Raw genomic sequence first — 13,279 nt, 5'->3', positions numbered from 1 at the left:
GTGCGAAGGAGCGGGAGGGGGGTCGTACGTGGAACGGACCGCGCGGAATGGCGGCCCCGGGACGCCTGGGCTCTAGTGAGGAGGACGGTCCGCGCGGAGGAGGCCCGATGAGAAACGGCGTCAGGAGGGCGGCCGTCGGGGCCGCCGCCTCGCTGCTCCGCCTCGGTGGTGCCGGTCCCGCGCCCGGACGAGCGGTCACAGTCCTGGCCACGAAGTCCAAGGACGGCGGTGGTGGTGGCTACTGACCACAGGCGCCCGCCGCGCGCCTCGCACCGTTTCCTCCGGGCCCTCGCCAGGGTGCTGGCCGCGGCCGGGCTCGCCCTCAACGCCTATGTGCACGCGGATCTCGCACCCACGTACGACGCGGTCGTCGCGGCCGTCAGCCAGGGCGGCCTCTTCCGGCTCGAGGCCGCGCTGGGGGCGCTGGCGGCACTGCTGGTGCTGGCGTGGCGGCGGCTGCCCGCGGACTTCTTCGCCTTCGTCGTCGCCGCGGGCGGGCTCGCCCTGCTGCTGATCTACCGGTACGCCGACGTGGGGGAGCTGGGCCCGTTCCCCGACATGTACGAACCGTCGTGGAGCCGGGACAAGTTGGTCGCGCTGGTCTCCCAGGCCGTGGCCGTCGTCGCCACGGCGGTGCTGATGGTCACGACGCCGCGCCGGCGGCGCCGCGGTGGGCCGGTCGGGTCCGCGGAGGCCGGCGGATTCAGCGGATGATGTCCTCGATCGTGATCGGCATCTTGCGGATGCGGCGGCCCGTCGCGTGGTGAATCGCGTTGGCGATGGCGGCGTTCGCTCCGACCTGCCCGATCTCGCCGACGCCCTTCACGCCGAGCGGATTGACGATCCGGTCCTCGACGTCGACCAGTTCGACGGTGACGTCGGGAGCGTCGGCGTTCACCGCGACCAGATACTCGCCGAGGCTGTTGTTCTCCCAGCGGCCCGTGCGCGGGTCCATCCGGTTGGACTCCAGAAGCGCCTGCCCCAGCGCCCAGAGCATTCCGCCCATCAGCTGGCTGCGCACCGTACGGGAGTTGAGCACCCGGCCCGGCGCGAAGGCACCGGTCATGCGCCTCACGCGCACCAGCCCCAGCTCCGGGTCCACGGCGACCTCCGCGAACTGCGCGCCGAAGGTGAGCATGCCGTACGGGGTGTCGATGCCCGGAGGGTGCCACGTGCCCGAAGCCTCGGCGTCGGGACGGTGGTTGCGCAGCAGCATGTCCGTGTACTGCTCGGAGTACGTGCCCGCGCTCATGGTCCCGTCGGTGACGACGACGCCGGCGGGGTCGGCCCCGTGCAGCGGTGAGCCGCTGTCCGCGACGGCCTCCCCGATGAGCTGGTCGCGCAGCGCCGTCGCGGCGGCGTGGACGGCGGCACTGATCATCCCTGCGCCCGCCGAGCCGACAGCCGCGGCGGTCCCGGGGTGGTCGGTGTCGCCCGTCTCGAACCGGCAGCGCTCCACGGGGACGCCGAGGGCGTCGGCGGCGACCTGCGCCATCACGGTCGCCACACCGGTGCCGAACTCGGGTGTCGCGGCCTGCACGACGACGCTGCCGTCGGCGTAGATGCGGGCTCTGGCACGCTGCGGCGAACCGGGAGGCGGCGCCGGGTAGCCGGCGGCCGCCATGCCCGTACCGATGAGCCAGTCGCCCTCGCGCCGGGGGGTGCCGGGGTCACGGTCGTACCAGCCGAAGCTGCGGGCTCCCCGCTCGTAGCACTTCTGGAGGCCGTTGCTGGACCACGGGTTCCCGGAGGCCGGGTCCACGTCGGCGAAGTTGCGCAGCCGCAGCTCGATCGGGTCGAGGCCGGTCCTCTCCGCGAGTTCGTCCATGGCGCATTCGAGGGCGAACATGCCGGAGGTGTCGCCGGGGCCCCGCATGAAGGTGGGCGTCATGGTGTTGGCGCGGATGAGCCGGTAGACGCCCTCGTAGTTCGGGCAGGCGTACATCTGCGCCGCCGAGTTGAGGGACGGCTCGGCCCAGTCGTCGAAGTGCGAGGTGGGGGAGAGCTTGTGGTGGCGCAGCGCGGTGAGCCGGCCGTCGTCGGTGGCGCCGAGGGTGATGTGCTGCTCCTGCTCCTCGCGGTGGCCGCAGGAGGTGAACATCTGCTCGCGCGTGAGGGACAGCTTGACGGGGCGTCCGACCGCCCGCGCCGCCATCGCCGCGAGCGTGGGGTGGTGCCAGACCATGGCCTTCGAGCCGAAGCTTCCGCCGACGTAGTGGCTGATCACGCGGATCTTCGACAGCGGGACGCCCAGCAGCGCGCCCACGGTGAGCTGGGTGGAGTTGACGCCCTGCGTGCCGTCGTGGAGGAGCAGCTCGTCGCCGTCCCAGATCGCGGTGGTGCCCGAAGTCTCCAGCGGATTGTGGTTGTTGGCGGCGCAGGTGAAGGTCCCCTCCACCACGATGTCGGCCTTCTCCAGCCCCGCCCCGATGTCGCCGCGCGACGTCCGGCCGGGAAGGAAGCCCGCGAAGACCGACTCGGCCTCGTACGCCTGGTCGCGGCCCTGTCCGATGGTGGTGAGGGGCTCGGACTCGTCGTATTGGACGCGCAGCAGCGCGGCCGCGTGCTGAGCGCGCTCATGGGTGTCGGCGACGACGAGGGCGATGTGCTGGCCGCGGTAGTGCACGACGTCGTCCTGCATGGGGAAGAAGGTCTCGCCGGGAGCCGGGCCGCCGAAGAGGGACGGGACGAGCGGCGGCTGGGTGGCGATCCTCGGCAGGTTCTCGTGCGTGAGCACCGCGAGCACACCCGGCTCCTCCAGCGCGGCCGAGGTGTCGACGGACCTGACGCGGCCGGCGGCCACGCGTGCTCCGACGACGCAGGCGTGTGCCATGCCGGGCGCCGGGATCTCGGTGGGGTAGCGCGCCGAGCCGGTGACCTTCTGGCGGCCGTCGGCGCGTTCGAGCGGTTGCCCGATCGCCGTGGTCATGAGGTCCTCCCGTTCACCGTGAGCGTTTCCAGGGCGCGTACGATCACGCGCTGCGCGAGTTCGGTCTTGAAGGCGTTGTCGGCGGTGGTGCGGGCGTCGGACAGTTCCACGCGGGCCGCCTCGGCGAAGCTGTCCCTGTGTGCGGGCGCCCCGAGCAGCACGCCTTCGGCACGGTGGGCACGCCACGGCTTGGTCGCCACGCCGCCCAGCGCGAGGCGGACGTCGGCGATGGTGCCGTCCACGAGGGACAGGGCGCAGGCGGCGGAGACCAGCGCGAACTCGTAGCTCGCGCGGTCGCGGACCTTCAGATACACCGAGCGCCGGCCGATCGGCGCGGACGGCACCTCGATCGCGGTGATCAGCTCGCCGTGCTCCAGCGGGTGCTCGCGGTGCGGGGTGTGTCCCGGCGTCAGGAAGAAGTCGTCGATGCCGTAGGCCAGTTCACCGTGCGTGCCCAGCGTGTGCACGCGTGCGTCCAGGGCGGCGAGCGCCACCGCCACGTCGGACGGGTGGGCGGCGATGCACTGTTCGCTCGTGCCGAGAACCGCGTGGCCGCGGCTGAAGCCCTCGACCGCGGAGCATCCGGAGCCGGGCTCGCGCCTGTTGCAGGGCGAGACGGCGTCGCGGTAATAGGGGCAGCGCACGCGCTGGAGCAGGTTGCCGCCCATGGAGGCCATGTTGCGCAGCTGCGGCGACGCTCCCGCTTCCAGCGCCTCGGCGACGACGGGATACCGCTCCCGTACGAGCGGGGAGGCCGCGACCTCGCTCATGCGGGCGAGGGCGCCGATGCGCAGCCCGCCGTCCGGCGCCTGGTCGATGCCGGTGAGCGGCAGGCCGTTGATGTCGACGAGCCGGCGGGGCGTGAGCACGTTCTGCCGGAGGAGGTCGAGCTCGGTGGTGCCGCCGGCGAGGAAGTCGCTCGTGGGGTCGGCGCTGACGGCCGCGATCGCGCCGGCGGCGTCGGCGGCGCGGGAGTAGGTGATGAGCCGCACGGGACGTACTCCGTTTCTGTGGTGCTCAGCTCTCGTCGCGGACGGCGCGGACCGCGGCCCGGATGTGGGGGTAGGCGGCGCAGCGGCAGAGGTTGCCGCTCATCCATTCCCCGATCTCGTCGTCTCCTGTGTGGCCCTCGGCCGTCAGCGCCACGGCGGACATGATCTGGCCGGGGGTGCAGTAGCCGCACTGGAAGGCGTCCTCGGCGATGAACGCCCGCTGCATGGGGTGCAGTCGACCGTCCGGTCCGGCCAGTCCCTCGATGGTGGTGACCTCGCGTCCTTCGCAGGAGAGCGCGAGGGTGAGGCACGCCAGCACGCGGCGCCCGTCCACCCAGACCGTGCAGGCGCCGCAGGCGCCCTGGTCGCAGCCCTTCTTGGAGCCCGTCAGGGCGAGGTGCTCGCGCAGCGCGTCGAGCAGGCTGACCCGCGGTTCGATCTCCAGCGGACGCTCGGTCCCGTTGACCGAAAGCGTCACCTGCACCGGCCCGGGGCCGCGTTCTCCGAGACCCGGACCGCGCTCGGTGATCGAGGGGCCGCGTACGGACATGTGCACCTCCGGGAGGGCTCTGTTCAATATCGGCGCGAAGGGCACATATTAGGTCAATGCCGATCAATTGCGGCTGTGTTGTGGCCTGTGAGGGACCCCGGCGCGGAATAGCCCCGGGTGGCGGCGGAGGAACCGGGTGACGCCGTGAACGGAAGGCCGAACGGCGGGCCGGGCCGTCGCCGGCTGCGGTGCGTGACCGGGTGTGACGCAGAGGCGTGCTGGGGAGAACCCCGGACGCGGGAGATCCGCTGGCGCCGACGAGAGGCCCGTGCATGGGGGACGAGAGCACGTCCGGTACCGGGGTTCCCGGGGACCTGACGATGGACCGGCCGCACATGGCCCGCGTCTACGACTACTACCTGGGCGGCAAGACCAACTACGAGGCGGACCGCGAGGCCGGCGACCATGTGCTCGCGGCCTGGCCCGGCGTGCGCACCGCCGCCCGCACCAACAGGGCGTTCATGCACCGCGCGGCCCGCGTGCTCTCCGAAGAGCTGGGGTTCGCCCAGTTCCTCGACATCGGGGCGGGCATACCGGCCGAGCCGAATCTCCATCAGATCGTCCAGGGGGACAATCCGCGCGCCCGCGTCGTGTACGTCGACAACGATCCGCTCGTGCTCGCACACGCCCGTGCACTGATGAGCAGTTCGCCGGAGGGGCGCACCGCCTGCCTGCGGGGCGATCTCACCGACCCCGACTCCGTCCTCGGGTCGCCGGAGCTCGGACGGGTCCTGGACCTGACGCGTCCCGTCGCGCTGAGCGTGCTGGCGCTGCTGCACTTCGTGCCCGACGACCGGGTCGCGTACGGCGTCGTGCGGCGCTTCGCCGCCGCTCTGCCTGCCGGTTCCGCTCTCGTCCTCACCCACGGCACCGGCGACTTCGCGGCTGAGGCCGGCAGGGCCGGGCAGGTGTACACGGACCGCGTGGCGCGGGCGCGGACGCGCAGCCGGGAGGAGTTCGCCCGCTTCTTCGACGGCCTCGAACTCGTCGAGCCCGGCATCGTGATGCCGCACCGCTGGCGCCCGTACCGGCATTCGGGCGCGTGCATCGGCGGCGAGCAGGACGTCGCGGACGCCGAGGTCGGGCTCTGGGCGGGTCTGGCGCTCAAGCCCTGAACCCGGGGTCTCCGGCTCGAAGCCCCTGAGCGGGACGAGCGCCGGGCCGGATCAGCGCCGGGCCGGATCAGGGCCGGGCCGGGGCTCGGTCGGGCCGGATCAGGGCGGGGTCGGGACCGGGCCCCGACCTTCTCCTGACCCGGCCCCGGCCGGCCCAGCCCGGCGCGCCCCGGGCGCCGGGTGCCCGTAGGTTCGCGGCAGAGGCCATCCGCGACCGCCGCCCGGGAGGCGCTGACACATGTCGCTGCACAAGGGCCGTAACGGCAACCGCCCCGGTGAGTCCGGTGACGGCACCGGCGGCAGGGGACGGTCCCCCGCGGAACCCCGCGCGGTCTCCGTCAACCCCTTCTACGGCGAGGCCGACCCCGTCAGCGGAATGGCGACGGAGCCGCCCCGCCACCGGCTGCCCGACGGCCCCATGGCACCCGAGGCGGCCCGCCAGCTCGTGCACGACGAGCTGATGCTGGACGGCAACTCCCGCCTGAACCTGGCGACTTTCGTGACGACGTGGATGGAGCCGCAGGCAGGCGCGCTGATGGCCCTGTGCCGCGACAAGAACATGGTCGACAAGGACGAGTACCCGCGCACGGCCGAGCTGGAGCGGCGCTGCGTGGCGATTCTCGCCGACCTGTGGAACGCCCCGGATCCGGCCGCGGCCGTCGGATGCTCCACGACCGGCTCCAGCGAGGCGTGCATGCTCACCGGCCTGGCGCTCAAGCGCCGCTGGACCAGGCGCATGGGCGACCGCTACCCCGCCGCTGCCAGGCCGAACCTGGTGATGGGCTCCAACGTGCAGGTGTGCTGGGAGAAGTTCTGCAACTTCTGGGAGGTGGAGGCCCGTCAGGTCCCCATGGAGGGCGAGCGGTTCCACCTCGACCCGGAGGCCGCGGCGCAGCTGTGCGACGAGAACACCATCGGGGTCGTGGCCGTCCTCGGCTCCACCTTCGACGGGTCGTACGAGCCGGTCGCCGAGCTGTGCCGGGCGCTCGACGAGCTTCAGGAGCGCACGGGCACCGACGTACCGGTGCATGTGGACGGAGCGTCCGGCGCGATGATCGCGCCCTTCCTCGACCCGGACCTGCTGTGGGACTTCCGGCTGCCGCGGGTCGCCTCGGTCAACACCTCGGGGCACAAGTACGGACTGGTCTACCCCGGTGTCGGCTGGGCCCTGTGGCGCTCGCAGGAAGCGCTGCCGGAGGACCTGGTGTTCCGCGTGAACTACCTCGGCGGCGACATGCCCACCTTCGCGCTCAACTTCTCCCGGCCCGGCGCTCAGGTCGCCGCGCAGTACTACACGTTTCTGCGGCTGGGGCACGGCGGCTTCACCGCCGTGCAGCAGACGGCCCGTGACGTGGCCCGGTCGCTGGCCGCCCGCATCGGGGAGACGGGAGACTTCCGGCTGCTGACCCACGGCGACGAGCTCCCGGTCTTCGCCTTCACGACGGCGCCGGACGTGACGAACTTCGACGTCTTCGACGTCTCCCGGCGGCTGCGCGAGCGGGGCTGGCTGGTGCCCGCCTACGCCTTCCCGCCGAACCGGGAGGACCTGTCCGTACTGCGGATCGTGTGCCGCAACGGCTTCACGGCGGACCTCTCCGACCAGTTCCTGGAGGACCTGACGTCGCTGCTGCCGGAACTGCGAAGCCAGAGCGGCCCGTTGGCGCGCCCCGTGTCGGAGGCGACGGCCTTCCACCACTGAACGCCGGACGGGGAGAACCGGGCGGAGACCGCACGGACGCTGCCGCCGGGCACCCGCCGGCGGAGCCGGGAGCGGGCGCGGTACTGGCATGCGGTACTGGCACGCGGTACTGGCACGCCTGCGAGGACCGCCGGGCCGCGACGGCGTGAACCGCGCCCACGGGGTACCCGCCCCGGCGAGTGACGGAGAAGACGGGGTCGCGCGTACGGAAGGAGGGCCGCGACATGGCCCGCCCGATTTGGAGCGGAGTGATCACCTTCGGTCTGGTGACCGTTCCCGTGCAGCTGTTCGCCGCCGTGGAGGACCACACGGTCCACTTCCACCAGCTCGAGCGCGGCACCGGTGACCGGGTACGCAACCGTCGCGTGAACGAACGCACGGGCAAGCGCGTCGACTACGACGACATTGTCAAGGGCTACGACCTCGGGGACGGGGAGTACGCCGTCGTCGAGCCGGAGGAGCTCGAGGAGATCGCGCCGGGCAGGTCGCAGGTGATCGAGGTCAGCGGGTTCGTCGACCTGGACGAGGTGGAGCCGGCCTTCTTCAGCCGCACGTACTACCTGGCGCCGAGGAGCGACGAGTACTCCAACGTCTACCGGCTGCTGCGCACCGCCCTCGCCGAATCCGGCAAGGCCGGCGTCGCGACCTTCGTGATGCACGCCAGGGAGTACCTCGTCGCGCTGCGGGCCGGCGACGACGTGCTCGAACTGCACACCCTGCACTGGGCCGACGAGGTGCGCGACCCGGAGCGTGAGCTCCCCCGGCTGCCCGCACGGAAGCAGGCCGGGAGCCAGGAGCTGCAGAGCGCAAGGCAGCTCATCGACGCGATGTCGGTCGACTGGTGTCCCGAGGACTACGAGGACACCTACGAGAAGAGGGTGCGCCGGCTCGTCGAGGCCAAACGCGACGGCAAGGAGGTCGTCGCCGAGGAGGAACCGCCCGAGGCCACCAACGTGGTCGACCTGGAGGACGCCCTGCGTCGCAGCGTCGACCGGGCCGGTTCGCGGAAGGGCCCGGGAAAGGGCTCTCGGCAGCGCTCGGGCGCGGGCTCGCGGCAGCGCTCGGGGAAGGGTTCGCGGACACGCTCGGGGAACGGAGCGCGGAAGGATGCGGGGAAGGCCCCGCCGAGGGGGCGGCCCGCCGCCGAACGCTCCCGGCAGCGGTCCGCCTCCGGCGGTGGGAGCGGCGGCGGAGGGCGGCGGCTGTCCGAGCTGAGCAAGCAGGACCTGTACGAGCGCGCCACCGACCGGGGCATCCAGGGCCGCTCCCGGATGAACCGGCAGGAGCTCATCCGCGCCCTCGGCGGGACGCGGACCGGGAAGGCGGCCTCCTGACCCGGACGGTCCACTGCCCGTACGAGTCCGAGATGCACCTTTCATCACGCGATGCGAAGCTCTGGGGAGAACCCGCCGTGCGTCTGCCGGGGGGACGGACATCTCCGGCCGAGCACGCAAGGTGGTCCCGCGATGAACACTCCCGCCGCGTACTTCGAGCAGCTCTACAGCGACTCGGCGGACCCCTGGAGCCTCTCCGGCCAGTGGTACGTGCAGCGGAAGTACGACCACACGCTCGCCGCGCTGCCGCAGCGCCGCTACCGCAGCGCCTTCGAGCCCGGCTGCTCGGTCGGCCTCCTCACCACGGCACTCGCCGAACGCTGCGACAGCCTCCTGGCCACCGACCGTGTGGCCGCGGCGGCGGAGCGCACCGCCGCCCGTACCCGGCACCTGCCGCACGTGCAGGTGCGGCAGCTGGCCGTCCCCGACGAGTGGCCCGATGGCCGATTCGAGCTCATAGTGCTCTCCGAGCTCCTCTACTACTTCGACGACCGGACGCTGCGCGACGTGCTCAACCGCACCGTCGAGGCTCTCGAACCCGGCGGCACCCTCGTCACGGTGCACTGGAACCACCCCGCGCCCGAACACCACCGCACCGGCCGCTCCCTCGCCCCCGTCCTCAGCGCGGTCCCCGGCCTGACGCTGCTGACCGACTGCCGCGACCCGGACTTCACGCTGCACGTGCTGGGGCGGCCCGACGACGTCGGCCGCGGCCCCTACTCGACGGCGGCCCGCGAAGGGCTGGTGTGAGAGCTCCGTGCTGCGCCGCGGATGACGGGCGCGCCGGCCCGGCCGGGCGGATGCCCGTGGCGGTCCGTCACTCGACGCGGTCCCCGAGGTACCAGCGGCTCAGCGCGACGCGCAGCCGCTCGACCCGTCCCGCATCGTGCCCGTCCGCCCCTTGCCCGTCCGCATCGTGCCCGTCCGCGCGTCCCGGTGCCCGCTCGAGGGGACGGGGCATCTCCCGCATCAGCAGCGTGTAGCGCTCGGAGACGGGGAGCGGACGGTGCTCCGGTTCCATGCCGCCCTCGACGGTCTGCCGTACCTCGCCCGTCTCGACGCCTTCCCGCACGCGTTCGAGGTCGTGCGCGCGCAGCGCCAGGCACAGCCGCCTGGTGACCATGAAGGCGATCACCGGGGCCACCACGAGTGCCGTGCGGAAGGTCCAGGTCAGAGCGTTCAGGGAGACGCCGAAGACCGCGGCGATCACGTCGTTGCCCCCGGCCAGCAGCAGTACGGCGTAGAAGGTGATGCCGGCGACGCCGAGCGCGGTGCGGGCGGGGCGCTCCCGCGGCCGGTCGCACACGTGGTGTTCCCTGTCGTCCCCGGTCAGCCACCTCTCCAGGAAGGGATAGAGGTAGATGCCCAGGAAGATCAGCGCGGGGAGGATCACCGTGGGGACGAGGATGTTCCACATGAACGTGTGGCCCCACACGGTCGTCTCGAACGGCGGCATCAGACGCAGCGACCCTTCGAGGAAGCCCACGTACCAGTCGGGCTGGGAGCCGGTGCTGACCTGGTCGGTGCGGTAAGGGCCGTAGTTCCAGACCGGGTTGATCTGTACGACGCCTCCCAGCACGAACATCACGCCGAAGACGATCAGCTGAAGGCCGGTGGACTTGGCGGCGAACTGGGGGAACATCGGCTGCCCCACGACGTTCTTGTTGGTCCTGCCCGGCCCGCCCCAGTGCGTGTGCTTGAGGTAGACGACCAGGATCAGGTGGAGCACGACCAGGGCGACGATGAGAGCCGGAATCAGCAGGATGTGCACCGTGTACAGGCGCGGGATGATCTCCGCGCCCGGGTACTCGCCGCCGAAGAGGAAGAAGCTCAGGTACGTGCCGACGACGGGGATCGACAGCAGCAGGCTCTGCACGACCCGCAGCCCCGTGCCGGACAGCAGGTCGTCGGGGAGGGAGTAGCCGCAGAAGCCCTCCGCCACCGCCAGCACGAACAGGGTGACCCCGACGACCCAGTTGATCTCACGCGGCTTGCGGAAGGCACCGGTGAAGAACACCCGCATCATGTGGACGCCGATGGCGGTGACGAACACCAGCGCCGCCCAGTGGTGCACCTGACGGATCAGCAGACCGCCGCGCACGTCGAAGCTGAGCCGCAGCGTCGAGTCGTACGCCTCGGAGACCAGCTGCCCCCTCAGCGGCGCGTACGAGCCGGTGTAGCGGATCTCCATCTCACCGGGGTGGAAGAAGAAGGTGAGGAAGACGCCCGTCAGCAGGAGCAGGATCAGGCTGTAGAGCGCGAGTTCGCCCAGCAGGAACGACCAGTGGTCGGGGAACGCCTTGCGCACGAGCGAGCCGCCCTCGCCGGCCGGCAGCCGGTCGTCGAGGTACTTGAAGCCGCTCCTCGCGGCACGGCCCGCCCTGGCGCCGGGTTCCACCTTCCTGCGCTGCGGGAGCATCCGCCGTCCTCCTCTCTCCTCGTACGGGCGGGTCAGCGGTCGTTGTGCTGGAAGACGAATCCGGCGATGCCGGGGGCGGTGATCCCGATCCCGATGAGGAAGAGCCACAGGCCGAAGATCACCCCGAGCCCGGACACCGCTGTGCCCAGGGCGGTGAAGACGGGGTAGTAGCTGCGCGGTGAGAAGAACGCGAGCGGCCCGGCGCCCTCGTGGATGTCCGCGTCTTTGCGTCCTTGCGGGCCTCCGACGTTCCGGGAGTGCTGCACCCACAGGAAGACGGCGATCAGCGCGGACATCAGGAAGGAGACCAGCAGAGCCGTGTTCCCGGCGGCGTCCTCGGAGAAGGGGATGTAGCAGGCCGAGACGACGGCGAAGAACGTGGCCACGCCCGTGAAGAGCAGCGCCTCGACCTTCATCGCCGTGCCTCCTGCGACGCCCGCTGTCCGGAGAGTGGCCGTGCCGTCTCCGGATGGTGGAGATCGAAGGCCGGCGACTCGGAGCGGATGCGCGGAAGCGCCTCGAAGTTGTGCCGGGGCGGCGGGCACGACGTCGCCCACTCGAGGGAGCGCCCCCAGCCCCAGGGGTCGTCCTCGGTGACGCGCGCGCCGTATCTGGAGGTGTGCCACACGTTGTAGAGGAAGAAGAGCGTGGAGAGGCCGAGAACGAAGGAGCTGGCGGACGAGATGGTGTTGAGCGTGGTGAAGCCGTCGGCCGCCAGGTAGTCGGCGTACCGGCGGGGCATCCCCTCCTCGCCCAGCCAGTGCTGGACGAGGAACGTGCCCTGGAAGCCGACGAAGAGAGTCCAGAAGTGGATCTTCCCCAGGCGTTCGTCCAGCATCTTCCCGGTCATCTTCGGCCACCAGAAGTAGAAGCCGGCGAACGTCGCGAACACGATCGTGCCGAAGAGCACGTAGTGCAGGTGCGCGACGATGAAATAGCTGTCGGTGAGATGGAAGTCCAGCGGCGGCGAGGCGATGAGGACCCCCGTCATCCCGCCCAGCAGGAACGTCACGAGGAAGCCGACGGACCACAGCATCGGCGTCTCGAACGACAGCGACCCGCGCCACATCGTGCCGATCCAGTTGAAGAACTTCACGCCCGTGGGCACAGCGATCAGGAACGACATCAGCGAGAAGAACGGCAGCAGCACCGCGCCCGTCGCGAACATGTGGTGCGCCCAGACCGTGGCCGACAGACCGGTGATGGCGCACGTCGCCGCGATCAGCCCGATGTACCCGAAGACCGGCTTGCGGCTGAAGACGGGAAGGATCTCCGTGACGACGCCGAAGAACGGCAGCGCCACGATGTAGACCTCGGGATGCCCGAAGAACCAGAACAGGTGCTGCCACAGAATCGCCCCGCCATTGGCCGAGTCGAAGATGTGCGACCCGAACTTGCGGTCCGCCTCCAGGGCGAGCAGCGCCGCCGTGAGCACGGGGAAGGCCAGCAGCGCCAGGATCGAGGTGAACAGCACGTTCCAGGTGAACAGCGGCATCCGGAAGATGGTCATGCCCGGGGCGCGCAGGCAGATGATCGTGGTGATGAAGTTGACCGAGCCGAGGATCGTGCTCAGCCCCGCAACCACGAGCCCCATCGTCCACAGGTCGCCGCCCGAACCGGGCGAGAACGTCGAGCTGTTGAGCGGCGCGTAGGCGAACCAGCCGAAGGCCGCGGACCCCTCCGGTGTGAGGAATCCGCTGAGGACCATCAGCCCGCCGAAGAGGAACACCCAGTACGTGAAGGCGTTCAGCCGGGGGAAGGCCACATCCGGCGCGCCGATCTGCAGCGGCATGATGACGTTGGCGAACCCGGTGAACGTGGGCGTCGCGAAGAGCAGCATCATGATCGTGCCGTGCGTGGTGAACAGCTCGTTGTACTGCTGGGCCGAGAGGATCTGCAGGCCGGGCCCCGCCAGTTCGGCCCGCATCATCATCGCCATCAGGCCGGCCACGAGGAAGAACGCGAAGGACGTGGCCAGATACATGTTCCCGATCACCTTGTGATCGGTGGTGCTCAGATAGTTCAGCAGCCTCTTGCCGAAGCTGAGCCGCCGGCTGGTCGCCGGCGGCTTGGTTTCCGGACTCCGTACCGTCTGGTCCTCAGCTGCTGTGCTCAACGGTCGGCCTCCCCGCCCAACGTCCGCGGCGCCGAGTGCCCGAAGAGGTGCGATCCATGCTGGAACACCATGGGGACAGGGCGCGGGCGGGCTGAGCTGCCACGCCGGTGGGCGGGGCGGGGTCA

The 13,279-nt window shown here is 71.1% G+C and carries 12 protein-coding genes; 6 read left to right on the top strand and 6 right to left on the bottom strand.

Going from position 1 to position 13,279, the window contains the following annotated elements; genetic code table 11:
• Positions 1 to 107 precede the first annotated feature (107 nt).
• Together EV375_RS29070 and EV375_RS08600 are read left to right on the top strand one after the other, a co-directional pair.
• Entirely contained in the window at positions 108 to 245 is a 138-nt protein-coding gene (locus EV375_RS29070) for a hypothetical protein (RefSeq protein ID WP_165434701.1), read from the top strand.
• Entirely contained in the window at positions 235 to 714 is a 480-nt protein-coding gene (locus EV375_RS08600; RefSeq protein WP_486588370.1) for a hypothetical protein, read from the top strand. Before EV375_RS29070 ends, EV375_RS08600 begins: the two co-directional genes overlap by 11 nt.
• Here the strand turns inward: EV375_RS08600 and EV375_RS08595 are convergent.
• Genes EV375_RS08595 through EV375_RS08585 form a run of 3 tightly spaced genes read right to left on the bottom strand, consistent with a single transcriptional unit; the run spans position 704 to position 4,471 of the window.
• Positions 704 to 2,929 (bottom strand): xanthine dehydrogenase family protein molybdopterin-binding subunit, encoded by a 2,226-nt coding sequence (locus EV375_RS08595; RefSeq protein ID WP_130298920.1) that lies wholly within the window; start codon positions 2,927 to 2,929, stop codon positions 704 to 706. The genes EV375_RS08600 and EV375_RS08595 overlap by 11 nt on opposite strands.
• A complete protein-coding gene (locus tag EV375_RS08590; RefSeq protein ID WP_130298919.1) occupies positions 2,926 to 3,921 on the bottom strand; it encodes an FAD binding domain-containing protein in 996 nt (331 codons plus the stop codon). Before EV375_RS08590 ends, EV375_RS08595 begins: the two co-directional genes overlap by 4 nt.
• A 25-nt stretch (positions 3,922 to 3,946) precedes the next feature.
• Positions 3,947 to 4,471 (bottom strand): (2Fe-2S)-binding protein, encoded by a 525-nt coding sequence (locus EV375_RS08585; RefSeq protein ID WP_130298918.1) that lies wholly within the window; start codon positions 4,469 to 4,471, stop codon positions 3,947 to 3,949.
• Between the two features lie 272 nt (positions 4,472 to 4,743).
• On the opposite strand from EV375_RS08585, the gene EV375_RS08580 reads away from it, so the two are divergent.
• From EV375_RS08580 to EV375_RS08565, 4 genes are all read left to right on the top strand, one after another.
• Positions 4,744 to 5,586 carry an SAM-dependent methyltransferase gene (locus EV375_RS08580; RefSeq protein WP_130298917.1) on the top strand — a complete coding sequence of 281 codons (843 nt, stop codon included), beginning with the start codon at positions 4,744 to 4,746 and terminating at the stop codon, positions 5,584 to 5,586.
• 238 nt (positions 5,587 to 5,824) lie between these two features.
• Positions 5,825 to 7,285 (top strand): glutamate decarboxylase, encoded by a 1,461-nt coding sequence (gene gad / locus EV375_RS08575; RefSeq protein WP_130298916.1) that lies wholly within the window; start codon positions 5,825 to 5,827, stop codon positions 7,283 to 7,285.
• 224 nt (positions 7,286 to 7,509) lie between these two features.
• The gene (ku, locus tag EV375_RS08570; protein WP_130298915.1) at positions 7,510 to 8,619 is read left to right on the top strand and encodes a non-homologous end joining protein Ku; all 1,110 of its coding nucleotides are present in this window, start codon (positions 7,510 to 7,512) and stop codon (positions 8,617 to 8,619) included.
• A 132-nt stretch (positions 8,620 to 8,751) separates the two neighbouring features.
• On the top strand, positions 8,752 to 9,369 hold the full coding sequence (locus EV375_RS08565) for an SAM-dependent methyltransferase (protein WP_130298914.1): 618 nt from the start codon (positions 8,752 to 8,754) through the stop codon (positions 9,367 to 9,369).
• Between the two features lie 67 nt (positions 9,370 to 9,436).
• On the opposite strand, the gene qcrB is transcribed toward EV375_RS08565, so the two are convergent.
• The 3 genes from qcrB to ctaD are packed head-to-tail and all read right to left on the bottom strand — an operon-like array spanning position 9,437 to position 13,154.
• Positions 9,437 to 11,038, bottom strand: coding sequence for a cytochrome bc1 complex cytochrome b subunit (gene qcrB, locus EV375_RS08560; RefSeq protein WP_130298913.1), 1,602 nt, complete (start codon positions 11,036 to 11,038; stop codon positions 9,437 to 9,439).
• 32 nt (positions 11,039 to 11,070) lie between these two features.
• Positions 11,071 to 11,454, bottom strand: coding sequence for an aa3-type cytochrome oxidase subunit IV (ctaF, locus tag EV375_RS08555; RefSeq protein WP_130298912.1), 384 nt, complete (start codon positions 11,452 to 11,454; stop codon positions 11,071 to 11,073).
• Positions 11,451 to 13,154 carry an aa3-type cytochrome oxidase subunit I gene (gene ctaD / locus EV375_RS08550; protein ID WP_130298911.1) on the bottom strand — a complete coding sequence of 568 codons (1,704 nt, stop codon included), beginning with the start codon at positions 13,152 to 13,154 and terminating at the stop codon, positions 11,451 to 11,453. The genes ctaF and ctaD overlap by 4 nt, the downstream gene beginning before the upstream one ends.
• Between the last annotated feature and the right edge of the window lie 125 nt (positions 13,155 to 13,279).

The organism is Streptomyces sp. CNZ301 (genome assembly GCF_004217425.1).
The sequence above is the reverse complement of the archived record's forward strand: the minus strand, read 5'-3'. Positions and strand labels throughout refer to the sequence as shown.